The sequence below is a fragment of the Alicyclobacillus fastidiosus genome, from assembly GCF_026651875.1.
GTDB classification, from domain to species: Bacteria; Bacillota; Bacilli; order Alicyclobacillales; family Alicyclobacillaceae; genus Alicyclobacillus; species Alicyclobacillus fastidiosus.
Genome location: NZ_CP104067.1, coordinates 1,910,800 through 1,930,433 on the forward strand (window position 1 = coordinate 1,910,800; position 19,634 = coordinate 1,930,433).

Annotated in this window: 14 protein-coding genes; 8 read left to right on the forward strand and 6 right to left on the reverse strand. The window is 57.8% G+C overall.

What is annotated here, in order from left to right; all coding sequences use genetic code 11:
• Nucleotides 1–47 precede the first annotated feature (47 nt).
• Genes NZD89_RS09570 through NZD89_RS09585 form a run of 4 tightly spaced genes read right to left on the reverse strand, consistent with a single transcriptional unit; the run spans nucleotide 48 to nucleotide 4,606 of the window.
• A complete protein-coding gene (locus NZD89_RS09570; RefSeq protein ID WP_268007481.1) occupies nucleotides 48–1,313 on the reverse strand; it encodes a DUF4129 domain-containing protein in 1,266 nt (421 codons plus the stop codon).
• Nucleotides 1,310–2,428, reverse strand: coding sequence for a DUF58 domain-containing protein (locus NZD89_RS09575; RefSeq protein WP_268007482.1), 1,119 nt, complete (start codon nucleotides 2,426–2,428; stop codon nucleotides 1,310–1,312). Before NZD89_RS09575 ends, NZD89_RS09570 begins: the two co-directional genes overlap by 4 nt.
• 3 nt (nucleotides 2,429–2,431) lie before the next feature.
• Entirely contained in the window at nucleotides 2,432–3,391 is a 960-nt protein-coding gene (locus tag NZD89_RS09580) for an AAA family ATPase (protein WP_438938754.1), read from the reverse strand.
• Between the two features lie 48 nt (nucleotides 3,392–3,439).
• Nucleotides 3,440–4,606: a putative hexosyltransferase gene (locus NZD89_RS09585; RefSeq protein WP_268007484.1), complete on the reverse strand. Its 1,167-nt coding sequence runs from the start codon at nucleotides 4,604–4,606 to the stop codon at nucleotides 3,440–3,442.
• 424 nt (nucleotides 4,607–5,030) lie between these two features.
• On the opposite strand from NZD89_RS09585, the gene NZD89_RS09590 reads away from it, so the two are divergent.
• The 3 genes from NZD89_RS09590 to NZD89_RS09600 all read left to right on the forward strand — a co-directional run bounded on the left by NZD89_RS09590 (nucleotide 5,031) and on the right by NZD89_RS09600 (nucleotide 10,102).
• Nucleotides 5,031–7,835 carry a 2-oxoglutarate dehydrogenase E1 component gene (locus NZD89_RS09590; RefSeq protein ID WP_268007485.1) on the forward strand — a complete coding sequence of 935 codons (2,805 nt, stop codon included), beginning with the start codon at nucleotides 5,031–5,033 and terminating at the stop codon, nucleotides 7,833–7,835.
• An 18-nt stretch (nucleotides 7,836–7,853) separates the two neighbouring features.
• Nucleotides 7,854–9,068, forward strand: coding sequence for a 2-oxoglutarate dehydrogenase complex dihydrolipoyllysine-residue succinyltransferase (odhB, locus tag NZD89_RS09595; RefSeq protein WP_268007486.1), 1,215 nt, complete (start codon nucleotides 7,854–7,856; stop codon nucleotides 9,066–9,068).
• Nucleotides 9,069–9,340: 272 nt separating this feature from the next.
• The gene (locus NZD89_RS09600; RefSeq protein WP_268007487.1) at nucleotides 9,341–10,102 is read left to right on the forward strand and encodes a glycerophosphodiester phosphodiesterase; all 762 of its coding nucleotides are present in this window, start codon (nucleotides 9,341–9,343) and stop codon (nucleotides 10,100–10,102) included.
• On the opposite strand, the gene NZD89_RS09605 is transcribed toward NZD89_RS09600, so the two are convergent.
• Together NZD89_RS09605 and NZD89_RS09610 are read right to left on the reverse strand one after the other, a co-directional pair.
• Nucleotides 10,035–11,225 (reverse strand): MFS transporter, encoded by a 1,191-nt coding sequence (locus tag NZD89_RS09605; protein ID WP_268007488.1) that lies wholly within the window; start codon nucleotides 11,223–11,225, stop codon nucleotides 10,035–10,037. The genes NZD89_RS09600 and NZD89_RS09605 overlap by 68 nt on opposite strands.
• A 96-nt stretch (nucleotides 11,226–11,321) precedes the next feature.
• Complete coding sequence (locus tag NZD89_RS09610; RefSeq protein WP_268007489.1) at nucleotides 11,322–12,746, reverse strand: NAD-dependent malic enzyme; 1,425 nt, start codon at nucleotides 12,744–12,746, stop codon at nucleotides 11,322–11,324.
• Between the two features lie 148 nt (nucleotides 12,747–12,894).
• On the opposite strand from NZD89_RS09610, the gene NZD89_RS09615 reads away from it, so the two are divergent.
• The 5 genes from NZD89_RS09615 (at nucleotide 12,895) to pfkA (ending at nucleotide 19,634) form a co-directional block, all read left to right on the forward strand.
• Nucleotides 12,895–13,980: a PucR family transcriptional regulator gene (locus NZD89_RS09615; RefSeq protein WP_268007490.1), complete on the forward strand. Its 1,086-nt coding sequence runs from the start codon at nucleotides 12,895–12,897 to the stop codon at nucleotides 13,978–13,980.
• Nucleotides 13,981–14,077: 97 nt separating this feature from the next.
• Nucleotides 14,078–15,226 carry an ABC transporter ATP-binding protein gene (locus NZD89_RS09620; RefSeq protein ID WP_268007491.1) on the forward strand — a complete coding sequence of 383 codons (1,149 nt, stop codon included), beginning with the start codon at nucleotides 14,078–14,080 and terminating at the stop codon, nucleotides 15,224–15,226.
• 29 nt (nucleotides 15,227–15,255) lie between these two features.
• On the forward strand, nucleotides 15,256–15,516 hold the full coding sequence (locus tag NZD89_RS09625; protein ID WP_268007492.1) for an HPr family phosphocarrier protein: 261 nt from the start codon (nucleotides 15,256–15,258) through the stop codon (nucleotides 15,514–15,516).
• A 286-nt stretch (nucleotides 15,517–15,802) separates the two neighbouring features.
• Nucleotides 15,803–18,514 carry a phosphoenolpyruvate carboxylase gene (gene ppc, locus NZD89_RS09630; protein ID WP_268007493.1) on the forward strand — a complete coding sequence of 904 codons (2,712 nt, stop codon included), beginning with the start codon at nucleotides 15,803–15,805 and terminating at the stop codon, nucleotides 18,512–18,514.
• A 160-nt stretch (nucleotides 18,515–18,674) separates the two neighbouring features.
• Nucleotides 18,675–19,634 carry a 6-phosphofructokinase gene (pfkA, locus tag NZD89_RS09635; protein ID WP_268008446.1) on the forward strand — a complete coding sequence of 320 codons (960 nt, stop codon included), beginning with the start codon at nucleotides 18,675–18,677 and terminating at the stop codon, nucleotides 19,632–19,634.

The window sequence follows — 19,634 nt, forward strand, 5'->3', positions numbered from 1 at the left end:
CCTCGTTTTGAAAGCGATAACGGGACGAAGGCCGCCCGTCGTGGCGCCTAGTCCTGTTGTTCTTCCTGGTTCACCTGATCCTCATTTTGTCCGTTCGACCCCAGGCCGTATCGAACTCGTTCATATGCCTGTGTGAGGGACAAATCGCCGCTGGCAACTTCGGTCGTCGGCAAACGCGAGAACAGCTCCCGCACCGTTTCGGAGCGCCCGATGGTGTGGCCTTGCGCGTGCCACTCCTGCAACCGCTTCTGATAGGCGCGCCGCGTGGGGTCGGCGGTCGGTTCGAGTTGAAATCCATCAATCTGTCGATCGCGCTTGACGGTAGTCATCGCCAGTTTCGCCTGGTCGGCAACCGTCGGTGTCTCCTTCTTTCGCTGCACCAGCAAGTAGATGAGAACACCTGTGAGCATGATGCCGAGCAGGACGGCCCACACCGCCCACTGAAGAGTGGGGGACGTGACGTGTGCGTGCGTCAAAGTGTGTGACGTCGTGTTCTGGGCCGTTGACGGCGCGCGCTGGATTCCTGTGTGGCCATGGAGCTTTAACCGGTTCAGGAGGTTGAACAAGGCTTGCATGACCGGCGACATAACGGGCGTGACTATAAATGCCAAAGCTGCCAAGAGAATTAGTATGGTTGCGCCTGCGGCAATGGGGCCGAGACCGCCGACGAGTGCTGCCAAAGTCAACACGCCGGCGCCGCTGTACAGGACTGCCCGCTGCGCGAGGCCGGTGGATTTGGCCTGCGCGTGGCGAGCAAGGCCTAGCTCGCCAAGCAGAAGGCCGATGGACATGACGACCGTGAATAGAATGGCACTTGCCGAGCGGGCAGCCGCGGATGAGACGTCATTGAGGATGTAGATCACGACGCCAGCGACGGCGAGACCCGTGAATATCCGCAGGTTGATGATACAGCCATCGCCGACATCCGCCTGCAGCACGTGTGGAAGCGCCAGCGCGGCACTTGCGACCGCCCCGAACAACGTCGCGATGGCCATGCCTACCGGCGCACGCAAGATGACCTCCGACGCGCCGAGCAGGACCAGGTCGACGACGGTCGCCAGGATGAGCGCCTTTCGCCACGACGCGAAGCGAAGGATGACGGTCATCGCCACCCCTGTACAAATGCAGCAAATGAGCGGGACGAGTAGATACACTGGCCAGGATTGGTGCGCCCAGGAAAACGTCACCGCGAAGTAGAAGCCCGCAAGCCCGTTCAGGATGCCAGTCCACGTGTGTGCAGTGTCGCTTAAATCCCGCCACGAGCAGCCTGTTGGTTGCGAGAGGGTCACATCGTGGTCAGTCGTCTGGTTCATCGCGATTCCCCCTCTTCTTTGGCCGCTTGGCGAGCCGACCAAACTTTTTCGGCAGCCGCCTCGAGGGCGTCCAATGGGTGCCTGACGGCGCGGACGAAGTCAATGTGTCTGCCCGATCGGCGCAACTGGTTGACCAGTTTTTTTTGCTCGTCCGTCTCAAATGCGGAAAACAGGATGACCTGTTGTGGCATCGACTGCTGATGCCTGACGAGATAAGTCAGAATCGCAGAGAGCGACTCTGTGGCGTACGGTTGTACGTGGCCGAGCAGGGAGCGAAGCGAGGCGCCGCTCATCCGTCCGGGCAGGGATACCCCGCGTCGGCCGACGATTGAGGCGTTGCTCGCAAAGGATAGGCGGGCTCCGGCTCGCTCAAGGGAGAGCGCGACATCGGTGAGGTACCCGACGAGCTCTTCGAACGGATCGCGCGCGCTGCCCTTCCAGTGTGGTTCGGTCGTCTGTGCGTTGAGGATGAGTAGGACATCCAATTCCGTTGACGAAAAGAACTGCTTGGCCACCAGTTTTCCGAGCCGAGCGGTCGCGCGCCAGTGAATGTGGCGGGCGGGATCGGACGCTTGGTACGGACGAACCCCTTTGAACATCGTCTCGTCTGGAAACAGCCATCGGTCAACCGCTTGTTCTCCTTGTTTCGCGAAACGCTGCAGATGGTTCGGGCAGGCTTCTGGGTTCGGACGTACCGCGATATGCGCGATGGGGTGGTCGTACACGTACGCGTTTCGCAGCCCGATGCCTTCGTGCATTCGCACAAACACGTCCTTGACGGCGGCGGGGCCGCGGTGAAACCCGTAGAGCGTAAACTCGATCTGAACGCGCCGCCGCATGAGGACGTACGTCGTAAAGACGAGGTGATGCGCGCCGACGTTTTGCAGCGTGGACAACTCACGCGGCAGATTGACGTGGACCTCCGCGAATGGAATCGGCAGCCAGGAGCGATTGACGAGCGTCACCTTCAAAGGCACTGCCTCGCTGATGTCGCACTCGTGCCGAGGGAAGTCCACGATACAATCCACTTTGTCCTGTACGACACTCGCCCACCACCGGGGCCAAACCCAAATCATGATGGCGACGATGAAAACGAGCCAGAGCACAGTGAGCATGCCTTACACCTCGGCCCGCTCGTTTGGCACCGGGACGCCCTGGAGAACGTCTTCGATCACGCGCTTGGCGCCGTCCTCCCCCATCCAGTCGATGTTCAAGTGCAGGCGGTGCGCCATCGCCGGATAAAACGCGCGTTTCACGTCGTCCGGCGTGACAAATTTGCGCTGGGCCAAGTAGGCGAGTGCCTGTGCATATTGCGTGAGTGCGACGATGGCGCGAGGACTCGCCCCCAGCTGGACTTGGTCGTGGGTGCGCGTCGCGCGGCCCAACTGAACGATGTATCGCAACACGTCATCGCTGACGATGATTTGCCGGACTTCCTTCTGCGCCTTTACGACGTCCTGTTCGGCGAGGACCGGGGAGAGTTCCTCGTCCTCTGTAAACACCACCCTGCGGACCATTTCAACCTCTTCCTCGGCCTCGATATAGCCGAGGTTCAACTGCACCAGAAAGCGGTCGAGCTGTGCTTCAGGGAGCGGAAAGACGCCCTGTGACTCAATCGGATTGGCGGTGGCAATCACGAAGAAGGGCTTCGGTAGACTGTAGGTGGTTCCGTCTGCAGAGACCTGCCGTTCCGCCATCGCCTCTAATAGTGCGGACTGAGTGCGGGGCGTCGCGCGGTTGATCTCGTCCATCAGGAGGACATTCGTGAAGATGGGCCCGCGATGGAACATAAATCGGTTGTCGCCGGGGTTGAATACGGTGGCGCCGACGACGTCCGCAGGGAGCAAATCGGGCGTTCCTTGAACGCGGCAAAAGGCTAGTCCAAAGACTTTTGCCAGGCTCGCTGCGAGTCGGGTCTTGCCTGTTCCTGGCACGTCCTGAAGCAGCACGTGCCCCCCGGCGAGGCAGGCGGCCGTCACCAGTTCGAGGGTCGCGCGCTGACCTACGATTTTTTTGGACAACTGTTCGATGATATCCGGAATTCGAGCCTGCGTCGGCGTGATGGATGAGTCAGTCAAACACATAACACCCTTTCCAATTCCCTACATGCCATTCTACCTTGATTTTTACTGAAAGAACCAGCCGTGACAAAACAGCGCCGCCCCAAATGCGGCGGTACTTCCAAACGCGAGCATCAAGGCCGATACCCAGGGCAACCTCGCGCTCGCGGAGCGGTTGAGAAGAAAGCCGGGAACGAACGCGGGCCAGAGGATGCAGAGGAATCTCAGGACGCTTTTCAGCGGATCTCCGAAGATGTAGGCGCAAGCTGAGAGCAGGAGGATGCCCGCCATCCACAGCGCGCTTTCGAGGCTTTCGACGACCTGTTCTTCACGCGTTACGCGCCACGTGCCGTCCGCCATGGCGAAGCGGATGATCTGGACGATGACGAGGCCCATCATCAAGGCCACGACGAGGGTGTCAAGCGTCAGCGGATAGCGGATAAACGACTCCAGTACGTTGACAAACGGCGCTCGCCAACTCCGCTCCCAGGTGTCTTCTGCGGCGAGAATGGCGAACGGGGTGTGGACGGTCGCGTACAGGTAGGCCTCATAAATGAGCGGGACGACGCCCGCGGCGGCCACGTACCCAAGCGCCCGCCACCAGAGGCGCAGGCGGATGAATCGCAAGGTGAAGGCGATGCAGAAGACGCCGAGATCGTGCATGCTCGTCGCGATCATGACGCCGACGAGCGATAGACTGTAGCTCCGCCACGCCCGCGGCTGGCGCAGTCCATACATGATGAGAAGGATACCGAACAGCGAAAACGTCTCGGTATACAGGGAACTGAAGTAGATTGCGCAGGGATTGACGGCAAACAGGATGACAGCGACCGACTTGAGTGCCGGCTGCTCGCGCTCGACGAGGCCATACATGAGCCAAAGGGAGCAAAAAAACAGGATTTCCACGAGGACTAGCGCACCAATCGGGGACAGCAGGCGAATGATCACCGGAAGGCCTGGAAAGAAGGCTGCCGCGCGATATGCCGGGCTAAATGGAACGACGTTTCCCGTGATGGCGAACGCCTGTTGCGCGTGTGCGGGAATGAGATATCCGTATTTGGCGATATAGATAAACCATTGCGAGTCCCACTGCATGAAGTCATCCGCAATGGAGTGGGTGAGCGTCAAGCGGTTCGCTGACGGCGCAATCGGGCCGAGGATGCCGAACAAGATGACCAGGGCGTGCAGCCCGTAGGCAAACAGGACATGCTGCGTGCGTTTCGAGAGTGTCATGATTCAGTCAGTCTCCATTGCTCTCTGGATTCGTCATCTTAGTCTGCCATTGTTTCAAAAGGAATGGAATCTTCTGTTCGGTTTTCGGTACAATTGGGATGGATTTTCTCGCGCATTTTCGTCACCGCGAATCATGTCGATAGGCGGTTCCGAAGCGGGCATTGGGGCAAGCGCTTTCGGTGGAAGGAATGCCGACTTGACCGAAGTTTCGGACGAAAAATAAGCTGGATGGAACAAAAGGTCAAGATTTGACGTTCTTCGACATTTTGCGTAGAAATTCCGAGTGTGGTATACATAGTGATCGGAATTGGGATTTGTTATCCCCCGAACCGGGCGTTCCTATACGATTGTCCCATGCATAATGGCGCAAAATGGTTTATTGTTATTTTGGTACGCCTAGAGACACGGAAGAAGGGTTTACACAATGGAGAACGAACACCCATCAGAAACCCAATCGTTTTGGCAACAATTTTTTGGGCCGAACTTTGGGTATATCCTCGAGCTGTATGAATCCTACCGCGAGAACCCGGAGTCGGTGAGCGCGGATACCCGTGCGCTGTTTGCCACATATGGCGATCCAAATACAGCGCTCTCACTTCGTGTGCAGTCGACTCAAACCGGGCAGGCACCATTCTCCGTCTCGCCTGAACGCATTGCGCAGGTTATCGATTTGGCACGCAGCATTCGCGTCCACGGCCATCTCGCTGCTGCCACAGACCCACTCCATCCTAAAGGTTCCGTTCCTCAACTTGAAACGTCCACGCACGGCATCGGTGACGCCGACCTGAGTGAACTGCCGGCGAGTGTCGTGTTGCGCGACGCGCCAGCCGACGTACGGTCAGCCCGCGATGCTATCGATAGATTGCGCCAAGCGTATTGCGGCCGTCACGGATATGAGTTCCAACACCTGACGGACGAAACGGAGATCGCATGGCTGCAGCAACAGGTAGAAAGCGGACGGCTCTTTGCTCCGCTCTCGTCCGACGAGAAGAAAGAGCTGTACGCGAGCCTCGCCAAGACCGAGCTGTTCGAGAAGTTTATGCACCGGCGCTTCGTCGGCCAAAAGCGATTCTCGGTCGAAGGGCTCGACGCACTTGTCCCGGTCGTTCAAAAAGTGACGGACTCGGCTCTGGAACAAGGGATCTCGACTGTGGTCATCGGGATGGCGCACCGCGGACGCCTCAACGTCTTGGCGCACGTCGTTCAGAAGCCGTACGAGCGGATTTTTTCGGAGTTTCACGCAGGCAACAACTTTGCCAGCGAGGAAGAGATGCAGGAGTACGAGCTCGGGTGGGGCGGTGACGTCAAATACCACCAAGGTTGGCGCCATGAGTTTCAGAAGGCGGACGGCAGTCTCGCTCGCATCATCCTAGCGAATAACCCAAGTCACCTCGAGGTGGCGAATCCGGTCGTCGAAGGCATCGCGCGAGCCGCGCAAGAAGACCGGACGAACCCTGGTCTCCCGCAGCAGGACGTCACGAGGGCGATTCCGGTCGTCATCCACGGGGACGCTGCATTTCCCGGGGAAGGCGTCGTGACGGAAACGCTCAATTTCTCGCAGATTCCGGGCTACTACACAGGTGGCACGGTGCACATCATCGCGAACAACCACGTCGGCTTCACGGCGGACCCTGAGCAAGGTCGTTCGACGCGCTATGCCAGCGACCCGGCAAAGGGATACGAAATCCCGATTGTCCACGTGTCCGCGGACGACCCGGAAGCGTGCCTGGCCGCTGCACGGTTGGCGTTCTTGTACCGCGAGACGTTCCACAAGGACTTTCTCATCGACTTAATTGGCTACCGCCGCTGGGGTCACAACGAAACCGATGATCCGAGCATGACACAGCCAGTTCTGTATACCCTCATCAATGAGCGCCCGACGGTCAAGGCGCTGTACGGCGAGCAACTGCAGGCTGAGGGCGTTCTCTCGTCGGAGCAGATTGCAAGCGTTGACAGTGAGATAAGCGCGGCGCTCATGGAGGCGTTTCAGAAGCTGCCGGACATGCACCACCACGCGCCAATTACCGATTTTTCCGCACCGCAAGTAGAGGTGTCGAAAGTCAGTCTGGAGACCTTGCGCGAAATGAACCAGGCACTCCTGCAAACGCCGGAGGACTTCACTACGTATCCGAAATTAAAGCGGATTCTGGAGCGCCGCACGGACGCGATTGACAACGGGGATATCGATTGGGCACACGCAGAGGCACTGGCCTTCGCCACGATTCTGCAAGCCGGTACGCCGATTCGTCTGACGGGTCAGGATTCGGAGCGCGGAACCTTTGGACAACGCCACTTGGTCCTGCACGATGTCAACGACGGTCATAAATACACTCCGCTGCAACACCTGCCTGGCGCACAGGCAAGCTTTATCGTGTACAATAGCCCGCTTTCCGAGACGGGCGTTATCGGCTTCGAGTACGGCTACAACGTCGAGGCGCCGGAAACGCTGGTTCTCTGGGAGGCGCAGTTCGGTGATTTTGCCAACGTGGCGCAGCCGATGATCGACCAGTTTATCGCGGCGGGTCGCGCAAAGTGGGCCGAAGCGTCCGGACTAGTCCTGCTTCTTCCACACGGCTACGAGGGGCAGGCGTCGGAACACTCGAGCGCGCGTGTCGAACGCTTTTTGCAACTGGCCGCTAAGAACAATCTGTTTATCGCAAATGTCACGAGTTCGGCGCAGTACTTCCACTTGCTCCGCCTGCAAGCGGCGCGCCTTGGAAAGAACGCTCGTCCGCTGGTCGTCATGACACCAAAGAGCTTGCTTCGCAACGTTCGGGCCGCGTCCAAGGGAATCGAGTTGGCTGAAGGTCAGTTCCAAACCGTCCTTCACCAGCCGAGCGAACGTGCGAAAAAAGTTACCCGTCTTGTCCTCTCAAGCGGTAAAGTAGGTGTAGACTTAACTACAGAGATCGAAAAGCGCGGGGGAGACTTCTCTTGGTTGGCGACGGCGCGCGTGGAACAACTCTATCCTTTCCCCGCCGAGCGGATTCAAGAGATCCTAGCACAATACGCAAATCTACGTGAGGTCGTGTGGTTGCAGGAAGAGCCACAGAACGCAGGTGCGTGGTCCTTTGTCGTGACGCGGCTGTTATCCATCCTGCCAGCCAACGCTGCCCTGCATTACGTTGGCCGTCCGGAGCAGGCCTTCCCTGCCGAAGGTTCGCCAGACGTCCACAATGCAGAACAAGCGCACATCTTAGATGTCGCTCTATCACAACAGACGCTCTGATTGAATGGAGGAAACACAATGGCAGAGGTAAAGGTACCTACGCTGGGTGAGTCGATTGTCGAGGCGACAATTGGTCAGTGGTTGAAGAACGAGGGCGACGCGGTTGAATCTGGTGAAGCCATCGCGGAGTTGGAGACGGACAAGGTGAATGTGGAAGTCATCGCCGAGGAGTCCGGCGTACTAGCCACGATTGCGAAGCAAACGGGCGACACAGTTGCCATCGGTGATACGATTGCCGTCATTCAAGCAGGCACCGGGGCTGCACCATCGGTCGCGCCGGCACCAGCGAAGCAGGAGGCCGTGAAGGTGGACACGCCGTCGACGACAGCCGCTTCCGTACCGGCTCAGGCACCGACCGTTCCACCGGTGGCGAGCGGGGTTCGCGCGACGCCTTCTGTCCGGCGTGCTGCGCTCGAACAGGGCGTTGACGTCAATCAAGTACAGACTGGTCGTGTCGAGTTGGCGAGCCTCACAGCCGCACCGGCACCTGCACCGAAGGTTCAACCGGCCGTGCAGAATGCTGCAGCCGATAGGGCGGATGAAGAACGCGTTCGCATGACGCGCCGCCGCATCACCATCGCCAAGCGCCTGGTCGAAGTGCAGCACACCGCCGCGATGTTGACGACCTTCAACGAGGTGGACATGAGTGCGGTCATGGATGTGCGCAAGCGCCGTAAGGATGCGTTTAAGGATAAGCACGGGGTCGGTCTCGGATTCATGTCCTTCTTTACGAAAGCGGTCGTTGGTGCACTGAAGCAGTTCCCGCGCCTGAATGCGGAAATTCAAGGCGAAGATATGATCATCAAGCATCACTATGACATCGGAATTGCCGTGGCGACAGAGGGCGGACTTGTCGTACCGGTCGTGCGCGGTGCAGATAGGTTGTCGTTCGCAGGCATCGAGGGGGAGATTGCTTCCTTGGCGAGCCGCGCGCGGGACAACAAGCTTGGCGTTGAGGATCTGCAGGGCGGTACATTCACGATTACAAACGGTGGTACGTTCGGAAGTCTCATGTCGACGCCGATTCTGAATGCGCCGCAAGTGGGCATTCTGGGTATGCACGGCATCCAGCAACGGCCAGTGGCTGTGAACGGCCAGGTGGAGATTCGCCCTATGATGTACATTGCTCTGTCGTATGACCATCGCATTGTCGACGGTAGTGAGGCAGTTCGCTTCCTCGTCGCTGTGAAGCAGATGATTGAAGATCCGGAATCCCTCCTGATTGAGGGGTAACGAGTCACCCGGTTTGTGAGTCCTGGATGTTTAAATTTCATCGATAGTTCTTTGAGCGCCTCGCGGGATTCCCCGTGAGGCGTTTCTACTTGTCGCCTATAATAAACAGTGACTGTTACCCAGTCTTGAACATAGGTGTATAAAGGAGTTCCATCGACTGAGCAAAAGTGTGGGACATTTCTCCCCGCACGTGCTCGCAGACGATGGCCGATAGGCCTGTTCGCCGCGTGATCAGTAGGCGAATGAGAGCGGTTCAAGGGAGGATTCGCCACATGCATGCCACGCCGAGGTGGGCACATCGCGGATACGCCGGTCGCTATCCTGAAAACACACTCGTCGCATTCGTCGCTGGAGCGGAAGTTGGGGCGGAGGGAATTGAGTGCGATGTACGTTTGACGAAGGACGGTCAGTTTGTCATTTTGCACGACGAGTGCGTCGACCGTACGACAAATGGCCATGGGCGCGTCGCTGACCTGTCACTCGAAGAAATCCAAGACTTGGACGCGGGTGCCTGGTTTCACGACGCGTTCGTCGGCACGCGAATTCCGACATTGGAGACGCTGGTGGACTACATTGCGCAGTACCCGCGACGGATTGCCCTGAATCTCGAGTGGAAGGTCCCGGTGCCGGACGATGCACTCATGCGGCGCGCCTTTGACGTGATCTGTCGTGCAGGGATCTTCGAACAGGTACTCCACAGCAGTTTTCACGAGGAGATCTTGCGTGCCATCCGACGCGTGATCCCCAACACGCGCGTGGCGCTCTTGACGGAGCCTGGACGCGAAGCGCACGAGGTGATTCAAGCGGCCAAGGCAATCGGGGCTGTAGCCATTCATCCGGACTTTCGGCAGGTGACCCCGCGATTCGTCCGCAGGGCCCATCAGTCAGGTTTACGAGTACACCCCTATACCGTCGACGATGCCAAGATGATGGCGTGGATGGAAGAATGCGGAGTGGACGCCATCATCACAAACTGGCCTCTCGAGCACTGGTCAGAGGAGTCCGGTCCAGCCATCTCGCGGCGAGGGTACTGACAAATACCAGAAGTAGAGACGACGGAATCAGCCAAAAGGCCACGTTGATGCCGACCTTGGTGGCCAGAAAGCCGACGAGCCAATTGACGAAGATACTACCTATCCCGGAAAATGTCAGTAGCATGCCAATTACGCGGCCAGTCTCACCCGGGAACGCCTGGCTCGCCAGGTGTACGATGGTCGGAAACGTGACCGCAAATCCGAACCCAGAAACAACGAATAGAATAGGGCACTGTGGAACGACAAGTCCTGCACCAAAAAACACGAGCGAGAAAACGGAGCTCCAGAGAATGCTCGCATAAGATCCGAGCTTGTGGACCCACAGCGGCCCCGTCAACCTCCCGATGGTGAAGGTTAGGTAAAACGCCGTCAAGTACCACGAGCTCGCGGTGAGACTCATGCCTTCTGCGTGAACCAGATAGGTGGGCAGCCATGTGGCGGTGCCAACCTCGGCCAGTACGTAAAGCATAATTCCGAGCAGAAGGGCGTAAAACAGTGGCGCCGTCAGCGCTTGCTGCCTTTTTGCGCTGGTCACCCCGCTTTGCTTTCGGTCTGGCCCGGCAAGGTTGGGAAATCGGTACTGGACAATCGATAGGGCCGCGAGAATCGTCAGGACGCCCACGTCCAGAAATGGAGTGGACCAGTGGCCGGATTTGGTTGCGAGATAGGTGACGATGGTTGGAAACAAGGTCGCTCCCACGCCATAGAAGCCGTGAAGTAAGTTAAATCCGGAGCTCTCCGCCCGCGGCGTCTGCGCGACAGCGGGCACGACGGCGTTGATGGCGATTTCCAGCCAACCCATAACGAAGCCAAGCGAGAAAAATGCCACCCACAACATGAGAAATGCCGTAGGGAAGGCAATCAGGATGAGCACTGCCCCAAGGGCAATGGACCCGATGAATAGTGTCCGCTTGAGGCCCACTCGGTGAATGACGAAGCCGCTGGGGAAACTGCCCAAGAGATAACCGATCGAATTCGCCGCAAACAGTGTGCCAAGCTGTGTGTAGGTAATGTGGATCTGCGCTTGTAACATGGGCCCTGTCGCACTGCGCATCGCGTCAATCGCCCCGTAGAGCAGCATCCCCCACAGTGCAAACACAAGCCCAAATCGATAACGCTTCAAGGTTCACCATCCATTCCAATAAAAAAGCATCCAGGTGATTATACACCTGGATGCTTCGGGAACTTCAAGATATTGATGAGTTCCTGGTGGTTAAACTCAATAATTGTCCGCGTGAATCACTTCACGCCGTGCCACTCCGGAGTCATACGCCGCTTTCGCGACCGCGTCGCTGACTTTCTTGACCACAGCCTGGTTAAATACAGAAGGAATAATATAGTCCTCTGTCAACTCGTCTTCCCGAATCGAGGAGGCGATAGCGTGCGCCGCAGCGAGCTTCATCTCTTCGTTAATCGTGCGTGCGCGCGACTTGAGCGCTCCCTTGAAGATGCCTGGGAAGCAAAGAACGTTGTTAATCTGGTTCGGATAGTCGCTTCGTCCCGTCGCCATCACACGCACGTATGGCGCGGCCTCTTCTGGCCTGATCTCGGGTGTCGGGTTGGCCATCGCAAACACGATGGGGTCACTCGCCATCTTCTTCAGATGTTCCACGCTGAGTACACCGGGGCCGGAAACGCCGATGAATATGTCAGCGTCTTCGATGGCGTCGTCTAACGTGCCGGTCACGTTGTGCGGATTGGTGTGCTCTGCATACCAGTTCCACATCGGAATGTCGTACGTCTGATTGCGGTTCAGGATTCCGTCGAGGGTGACCCCGAGCACATTCGTGACACCGGCTGCCAGCATCATCTTCGTGCAGGCGACGCCAGCCGCGCCGATGCCTACGATGACGACCTTGCAATCCTGTAAGCGTTTGCCCACGAGTTTTGTCGCATTCAAAAGGCCGGCGAGGAGTACGACAGCGGTTCCGTGTTGGTCGTCGTGAAAGACAGGGATGTCCAATTCCTCTTTGAGCCGTTCCTCAATCTCAAAGCAGCGCGGCGAACCGATGTCCTCGAGGTTGATTCCGCCAAACGCTGGTGCGATGCTCTTCACAATTCGCACGATCTCGTCGGTATCTTTCGTATCCAGACAAATCGGGAACGCGTCGATCCCGGCAAATTGCTTGAACAACATCGCCTTGCCTTCCATAACCGGCATGGCTGCGTGCGGGCCGATGTCGCCAAGGCCGAGCACAGCGGTCCCATCGGAGACGACGGCGACGGTATTGCGCTTGATCGTCAATTGATAGGCTTTCGACGGATCTTCGTGAATCGCCTCGCAGACGCGCGCCACGTGCGGCGTGTAGACGCGAGACAAGTCGTCGCGGTTCTTCACCTGAAGCTTCGGCGTAACTTCCAACTTTCCACCGAGGTGTACGAGGAACGTGCGGTCCGATACGGCGACGACGTGAATCCCCGGCTCGGTGTTCAGCATATCGGAGATTCGCTTGCCGTGTTCGCGACTTTCCACAGTGACTGTGACGTCTCGGACCACGACGTCCTTGCTGACGCGGATGACGTCGACGGCATTGATGTCACCACCGGCTACACCCACCAAACTCGCAACCTTCGCAAAGGTTGTAACTGAGTTAGCGAGTTCCAAACGATAAATCAAACTGATGCCCGGACTGCGGACTTCCACGTGCAAAGACCTCCCCACATATCACTCAAATGACGCATTGAGTCTTATTGATATTACCAAACTCCGGCGCGCCGGGACAACGTCCGACCCAGCACAACTCCACGATTTTCAGATAAAATGGACATAACAATGAGACGAGGTGAGGCGCATGACCTGGTGGACAGAACCGCTGCGGCGTTGGACGGACGCTTTGGAAATCGATGTAGTTGTAGAACATGCGCCTACGTCTGACCCGGGGATCATCGGGGCGTGGTCGGAACAGCCAAACGAATGGTGGTTCCAGTTGGACGAGTCGACGCGCGTTCGCTTTCCCGACTGGAAACCGACTCGGGCGATGCGAGAGGCCTTGGGCTATACGCTGACAGGTGGCAGAGACCTCGCGCGCCCGACGGTGGATAGGATGGAGCAAGCGTACCGGGCGCTGCTCGAATTGGACGTACACGGCCTGGTTCGCGCTTCCACCGCCTCTGCACCGCCATGTATTCCAGCTAGCGAGTATTGGTCGTACCCTGGCTACTTGTTTCTGGTGCGGCGAAAAGGGGAGGTAAGAACCGACGCGGAGGAAGTGAACTTGTCCTGGACACAGGTGATCTCCGATATGTTGTCCGCCATCTTGGGCGAGGGATGGCATCGCGAACTTGGCGAACGCAAAGACGTCGTCGCCTACTTGCCCGTTTCGAAACTAGAAGAAGCCGTACTCGACCTTCCTGAGGCCGATGACGACCTGCCCATCATCGACCGCTTGAACAGCGTCGCGAAACTCCTCGTCTCGGCCATCGCCGAGGACGCCTACTTCGATGTTCGGGTGTCCGTGTCGAGGAGGATCGATAAGCCCAGTCAAATTCACGCCGGACTGGCATCCGCACTGCTCGCGACACGGCTTCAATCGCTGGCCAACACTCGTACGTCGGTGTTTGGCGAGGGCCTGCTGCCGCTCTTCGCGACACTTGCGTCGGACGAGGCGGTCGACGCGTTTTGGCAAGTGTTGCTAGAGCGCGCTCAGCTGCCTGTGGACGCCTGGCCGGAGGATTGGCTGGACATCGTGCAGGGCGTCATTCAGGCTAACCTGAATATCAGTGAGGCTGCGCGCATTCTGTACGTCCATCGCAACACGCTCATTCACAAGCTCGACCGCCTGGCGCAGGTGACGGGCTACGACGTCCGCAATATCACCGACGCAATGGTCCTCTATGTCGCCGCTCTATTGAAAACACAACAAGTTGCACTGAAATGACGAAGCGATAGGTGCAGAGTGTACATACTCCGTTAGACGTTTGTTCGATAGACTAAACGTACAAATTGTTCCCGCTTTCATTTAAGGAGGACGTCTCGTGGCACGCGTACATCTTCAGCACATTTCGAAAACCTATAGCGGTGCAACCGAACCAGTCGTCAAGGATTTCAACCTGGACATCGAAGACAAGGAATTTGTCGTTTTCGTCGGTCCGTCAGGTTGCGGCAAAACGACGACGCTGCGCATGATCGCCGGTCTGGAGGACATCACAGGCGGCGACTTGATGATCGGTGAACGCCGAGTGAACGATGTGGCGCCCAAAGATCGGGATATCGCAATGGTGTTCCAAAACTATGCACTCTACCCACATATGTCGGTCTATCAAAACATGGCATTCGGTTTAAAACTTCGCAAGGTTCCAAAAACGGAAATCGACAAGCGCGTTCATGAGGCGGCTCGGATCCTCGATATTGAGCACCTCCTGGACCGCAAACCGAAGGCGCTGTCCGGCGGTCAACGCCAACGCGTAGCCCTCGGCCGCGCAATCGTCCGTGAACCACAGGTGTTCCTGATGGACGAACCACTTTCCAACTTGGATGCAAAACTTCGCGTACAAATGCGCGCTGAAATTCGTAAACTACACCAACGGCTGCAGACGACGATGATCTATGTCACGCACGACCAGACAGAGGCCATGACGATGGGCGACCGCATCTGCGTCATGAAGGACGGCATCATCCAACAGGCCGATACCCCGCAAGTGGTCTACTCTCAACCGAAGAACATCTTCGTTGCGGGATTCATCGGATCGCCGGCGATGAATTTCATCCATGGCGAAATCGTCGCCGAGGGCAGTCACTTCTACTTCCGCGCACCAAACGTGTCCATTTTGTTGCCGGAGGGTCGCTACAACGTGTTGAAGAGCTCGGGGGTCATCGGCAAGAAGGTCGTTCTCGGGGTTCGTCCGGAAGACCTTCACAACGAAGAGGTGTTCATGTCGACCTATCCCGAAGCTGTGATCGGGGCCAAAGTCGAAGTCGTGGAACACATGGGCTCGGAGGTGTACCTCCATGTGAACACGGGCTCGACGCCGTTTGTCGCCCGTGCCAACTCCCGGTTTAGCTTCCATCCGGGCAGTGAGGTGAAACTTGCAGTCGACCTCAACAAGATTCACATCTTCGACGCCGCGACGGAAGAGTCTATCGGCTTCGCGACTGCGACGGAAAAGTCTGAAGTGACCGTTTGACGGTGTGTGGAAAAAGGGAGTGAGGCGGCGTGGTAGAGCGCAGTTTGAGAATCGAGTTGGCGCAGGGCTTGGCTGCTCGTCCTGCGGCAGAGTTTGTGAAGTTGGCTTCGTCGTATGCGAGCAGTGTACGTCTCGGGAAAAATGGTCAGTTCATCGATGCCAAGAGCATCCTCGGCGTGATGTCGATGGCCTTGTCGCACGGAGATGAGGTCACACTGCAAGTCGACGGCTCGGATGAACAGGAGGCTGTGGCAAAGCTGTCGGCCTTCTTAGGTGAATCCGTCCAGTGAGGACAGACAGGCGGTAGCGTACGGCCCACGGCGGCCTGTGCGCCATCCTTCTGAGAAGAAAGCGCAACAGGCGTCGGTCGTCCCACGAAAGCCGCCGCCGCATCTGATCACGGGGTCCACTTCGATGTTGCAGAAGCTCCAGCACATCGAGGTGGGCCCTTTCCCTTGCAACGAACCGGATGGTGACGAAGGCGAAGCATCGACCGCACAATAGCGTTGCACCGTTCGCGGTGTTCGGTTAGGCTTTATGAAGAGAGCTGCGACGAGAGAAAAGGGAGGAAAGACAGTGCAACTTGATGCACCCTTACACAGAGATATCCGAATTCTCGGCGATTTACTAGGCGAAGTCCTCGTGGAACAGTGTGGTAGGTCCGTGTTCGATCACGTTGAACAGATCCGCAAGGCCGCCAAGTCGTTTCGCGGAGATCCGTCAGAAAGCACCCGGGCCGCTTTGCAACAGGCGGTCGAAGCCGTGCCTGGCGAGCTTCGCAGCGACACGATTCACGCGTTTTCCGTCTATTTTCAACTCGTCAATCTAGCGGAACAGAACCATCGACTTCGTCGCCGTCGAGCCTACGAGAAATCTGATCAACCACAACGGGGCACATTTCAAGAGGCGATGAACGTGCTACACAGGCAGGAGGTTCCGCCAGAGCAAGTGCAGGAACTGTTGCGTCAGGTCGGCATCGAACTGATCTTGACCGCACATCCCACCGAGGCCTTGCGCCGGACCGTGCTCGACAAGCACACGAAAATTTCCGCTTTTCTCGAGGAGATGGACGATCCGCGCAAGGCCCCGCGCGAGCTCGAGCGGTTGCGCGAGCAAATCCGCACCGAGATCATCGCGCTGTGGCAGACCAGATCGGTGCGCAAGCACCGGATCACCGTCATAGACGAGGTCAGAAACGGACTCTATTTTCTCGACCAGATTTTGTTCGACGTCTTGCCGCAGGTGCATGAAAAACTAGAGCGTTCGGTTTCTGAAAGTTTTGGCGATAAAGACATCCAGGTGCCTGAGCTGATCCGCTTTGGCTCCTGGATGGGTGGAGACAGAGACGGGAATCCGAACGTGACGCACGACGTGACGGAGATGACGTTGAAGCTGCACTTCGATTTGGCGGTCAGCAAATACCAGGAGAAGTTGCATCAGTTGGCGCGCGATCTCAGCCCCTCGGTGGAACGTGTCGGGGCGGACGAAGCCTTGCTCGAGTCACTGGATGCGCCGACGGATGAGCCATATCGAGCCAAAATTGATCAAATGGTCGAACGCCTTGTCAATACGAAGCGACACGTTCATGGCGAACCGACGACGGGTCCGCGTTATCACAGCGCGTCTGAGTTGCAGGACGATATTGCGTTAATGGATACGTCGCTGCGCAACCACCGCGGCGCAAGATTGGCCGACACGTTTGTTCGGCCGCTGCAGTTGCAAGTGAGCCTGTTTGGATTTCACATGGTGACACTTGACATCCGACAACACAGCGGCGTACACGAGCGCGCAATCAGCGAGTTGCTCGACGTGGCGGGACTGGCCGACTATCCGTCGCTTTGCGAGGAGGAGCGCATTCGGGTGCTGTCGGACTGCCTCGCCTCCGCACGGCCGATTCGAAACCCCTATCACGCCTATTCGAACGAGACGTTGGAAGCCTTGCGCGTGTTTGACTGCATTCGCAGCGGGCACATTCAATTTGGGCGCGCGTCCGTGCGCGATTACCTGATCTCCATGACACAAGGGGCCAGCGACCTGTTGGAAGTCTTGCTGTTAGCGAAGGAGTCCGGACTGTTCGGGTGGCCAGACGGCCCCGGGGCGGCACCGACGAGTCACCTCAACGTCGTACCGCTGTTCGAAACGATTGAAGATCTGCAGGCAGCACCGGCTATCATGCAGTCCCTGTTTGAGAATTCGGTGTACGGTCGGCACCTCGAGGTGCACAATCGCTCCCAGGAGATCATGCTCGGCTATTCGGACAGCAACAAGGATGGTGGCTACCTCACGGCTAACTGGTCGCTGTACACGGCGCAACAGGCCTTGCTCGACATCGCAGCGTCGCATGACATCCGGTTGAAGTTTTTCCACGGTCGCGGCGGGGCGCTTGGACGTGGCGGCGGTCCTGTCGAACAGTCCATCTTGGCGCAACCGGTTCGGGCTCTGCACGGCCACGTGAAAATTACCGAGCAGGGTGAGGTCATCTCCCAGCGCTATAGCCACAAGGGCATCGCTGAACGGTCGCTCGAATCGGCGGCAGCCGCTGTTTTAATAGGGGCCACCAGATCTCGCTTCGATTCGAGCGAAACGGAGCCGGTCGACTGGGTTCGCCTCTTGGAATCGGCCTCGCGGCGTTCCTTTGAAGCGTACCGGGCATTCGTCTTTGGCGATGAGGATTTCTTGGCGTATTTTCACACGGCGACGCCTGTCGATGAGATCGGCAAACTCAATATCGGGTCCCGCCCTTCCAAGCGCACCCATTCAGCCAGGATTGAGGACCTGCGCGCCATTCCGTGGGTCTTTTCGTGGACGCAAAGCAGGCACCTTCTGCCCGCGTGGTATGGATTCGGTACATCGATGGAAGAACTGATGCAAGTGGAAGGAAATCTGGAACACCTGCGAGCGATGTACAGCGGCTGGCCGTTCTTTCGGACGCTCGTCGACAATCTGCAAATGGCACTGGCGAAGGCGGACATGTTGGTGGCGCGCGAGTACGCGCATCTCGCGGGCGATGTCGGAGTGCGGCTGTTCGCCGACATCGAGCGCGAATACGAGCGCAGCCGTCGCGCCGTGCTCCAGATCACCGGATACGGAAATCTGTTGGACAACAAGTCGGTGATTCAGGCGTCGATTCAGTTGCGTAACCCGTACGTCGACCCGCTTTCATTCTTCCAAGTTCGCCTACTTCGGCAATTGCGAGAGACGGCCAACGAAGAGGAGCGAGCACTGCTCCTATCGGACGTTTTGTTGACGATTAACGGCATCGCGGCGGGCCTCCGAAATACCGGTTAAACCGCGTATTCGAGATTGCAAGTTGGGCGCCTGTGCTCTACCATGTAGAGTATAGGCGCATCTTTTTGCAGTCACGATGGACCCGTCCATCGCTCAGTAATCGAAGTGGGACTGATTTTGTCATTATGGGACGTTTCGAGTCCCTGTGGGGGTGGTCATCATCCAAAAAATTGCTGTCTTGACGAGTGGCGGCGACGCGCCGGGTATGAACGCGGGCGTTCGCGCGGTCGTCCGAACGGCCATTTATCACGGACTTGAAGTCGTAGGCATCCGCCGCGGGTATGCGGGGCTTCTCGACGGTGATATTAAACCGATGCCCATCGAGTCCGTCGGTGATATCATACAACGTGGCGGGACTTGTCTGTATACGGCTCGGTGTCTCGAGTTTCTGACTGAGGATGGACAACGCCGCGGATACGAGCGCCTTAAAGAACTAGGTGTCGAAGGTCTCATTGTATTCGGAGGTGACGGAAGTTTTCGGGGTGCGCAAAAACTTCACCATCTCGGTATCAAAACCATCGGCGTACCGAGTACCATCGACAACGACATCGGTGCGTGCGACGCAAACATCGGGTTTGATACCGCCGTACAGACGGCAATTGAGGCCATCGACAAAATTCGCGATACCGCAACCTCTCATGAACGGACGTATGTCATTGAAGTGATGGGGCGCAGTGCCGGTCATATCGCCCTCGCGGCCGGACTAGCTGGCGGCGCGGAGTCGGTGCTCGTTCCGGAGGTGCCCTACAGACTCGAAGACGTGGTGGCAAAGTTACAGCGAGGTGTCGCGCGCGGCAAGAAACACTCGATTATCATCGTCGCAGAAGGTGCAGGGAGTGGCGCCGAGGTCGGGCGCTATATCGAACAGCACACCGGCTACGATACGCGCGTCACGGTCCTCGGACACGTTCAGCGCGGCGGGGCGCCGAGCGCGGCCGACAGGGTCTTGGCCAGCCGACTTGGTGCACATGCGGTCGAATTGGCGCTCAAAGGCATGTCGGGACACATGGCCGCCACGCATCATGGAGAGTTGACCTCCGTGCCGTTTGACGAGGTGTTCCGTGCAGAACGGAAGCCATCACGCGCCGTGTATGAACTCGCAGACATTTTGTCGATTTAA

Bases quoted from the DNA above. Each gene is read 5' to 3' on its own strand.
- NZD89_RS09570 (WP_268007481.1), bottom strand. From the start codon at position 1,313: ATGAACCAGACGACTGACCACGATGTGACCCTCTCGCAACCAACAGGC.
- NZD89_RS09575 (WP_268007482.1), bottom strand. From the start codon at position 2,428: ATGCTCACTGTGCTCTGGCTCGTTTTCATCGTCGCCATCATGATTTGG.
- NZD89_RS09585 (WP_268007484.1), bottom strand. From the start codon at position 4,606: ATGACACTCTCGAAACGCACGCAGCATGTCCTGTTTGCCTACGGGCTG.
- NZD89_RS09590 (WP_268007485.1), top strand. From the start codon at position 5,031: ATGGAGAACGAACACCCATCAGAAACCCAATCGTTTTGGCAACAATTT.
- odhB (WP_268007486.1), top strand. From the start codon at position 7,854: ATGGCAGAGGTAAAGGTACCTACGCTGGGTGAGTCGATTGTCGAGGCG.
- NZD89_RS09600 (WP_268007487.1), top strand. From the start codon at position 9,341: ATGCATGCCACGCCGAGGTGGGCACATCGCGGATACGCCGGTCGCTAT.
- NZD89_RS09615 (WP_268007490.1), top strand. From the start codon at position 12,895: ATGACCTGGTGGACAGAACCGCTGCGGCGTTGGACGGACGCTTTGGAA.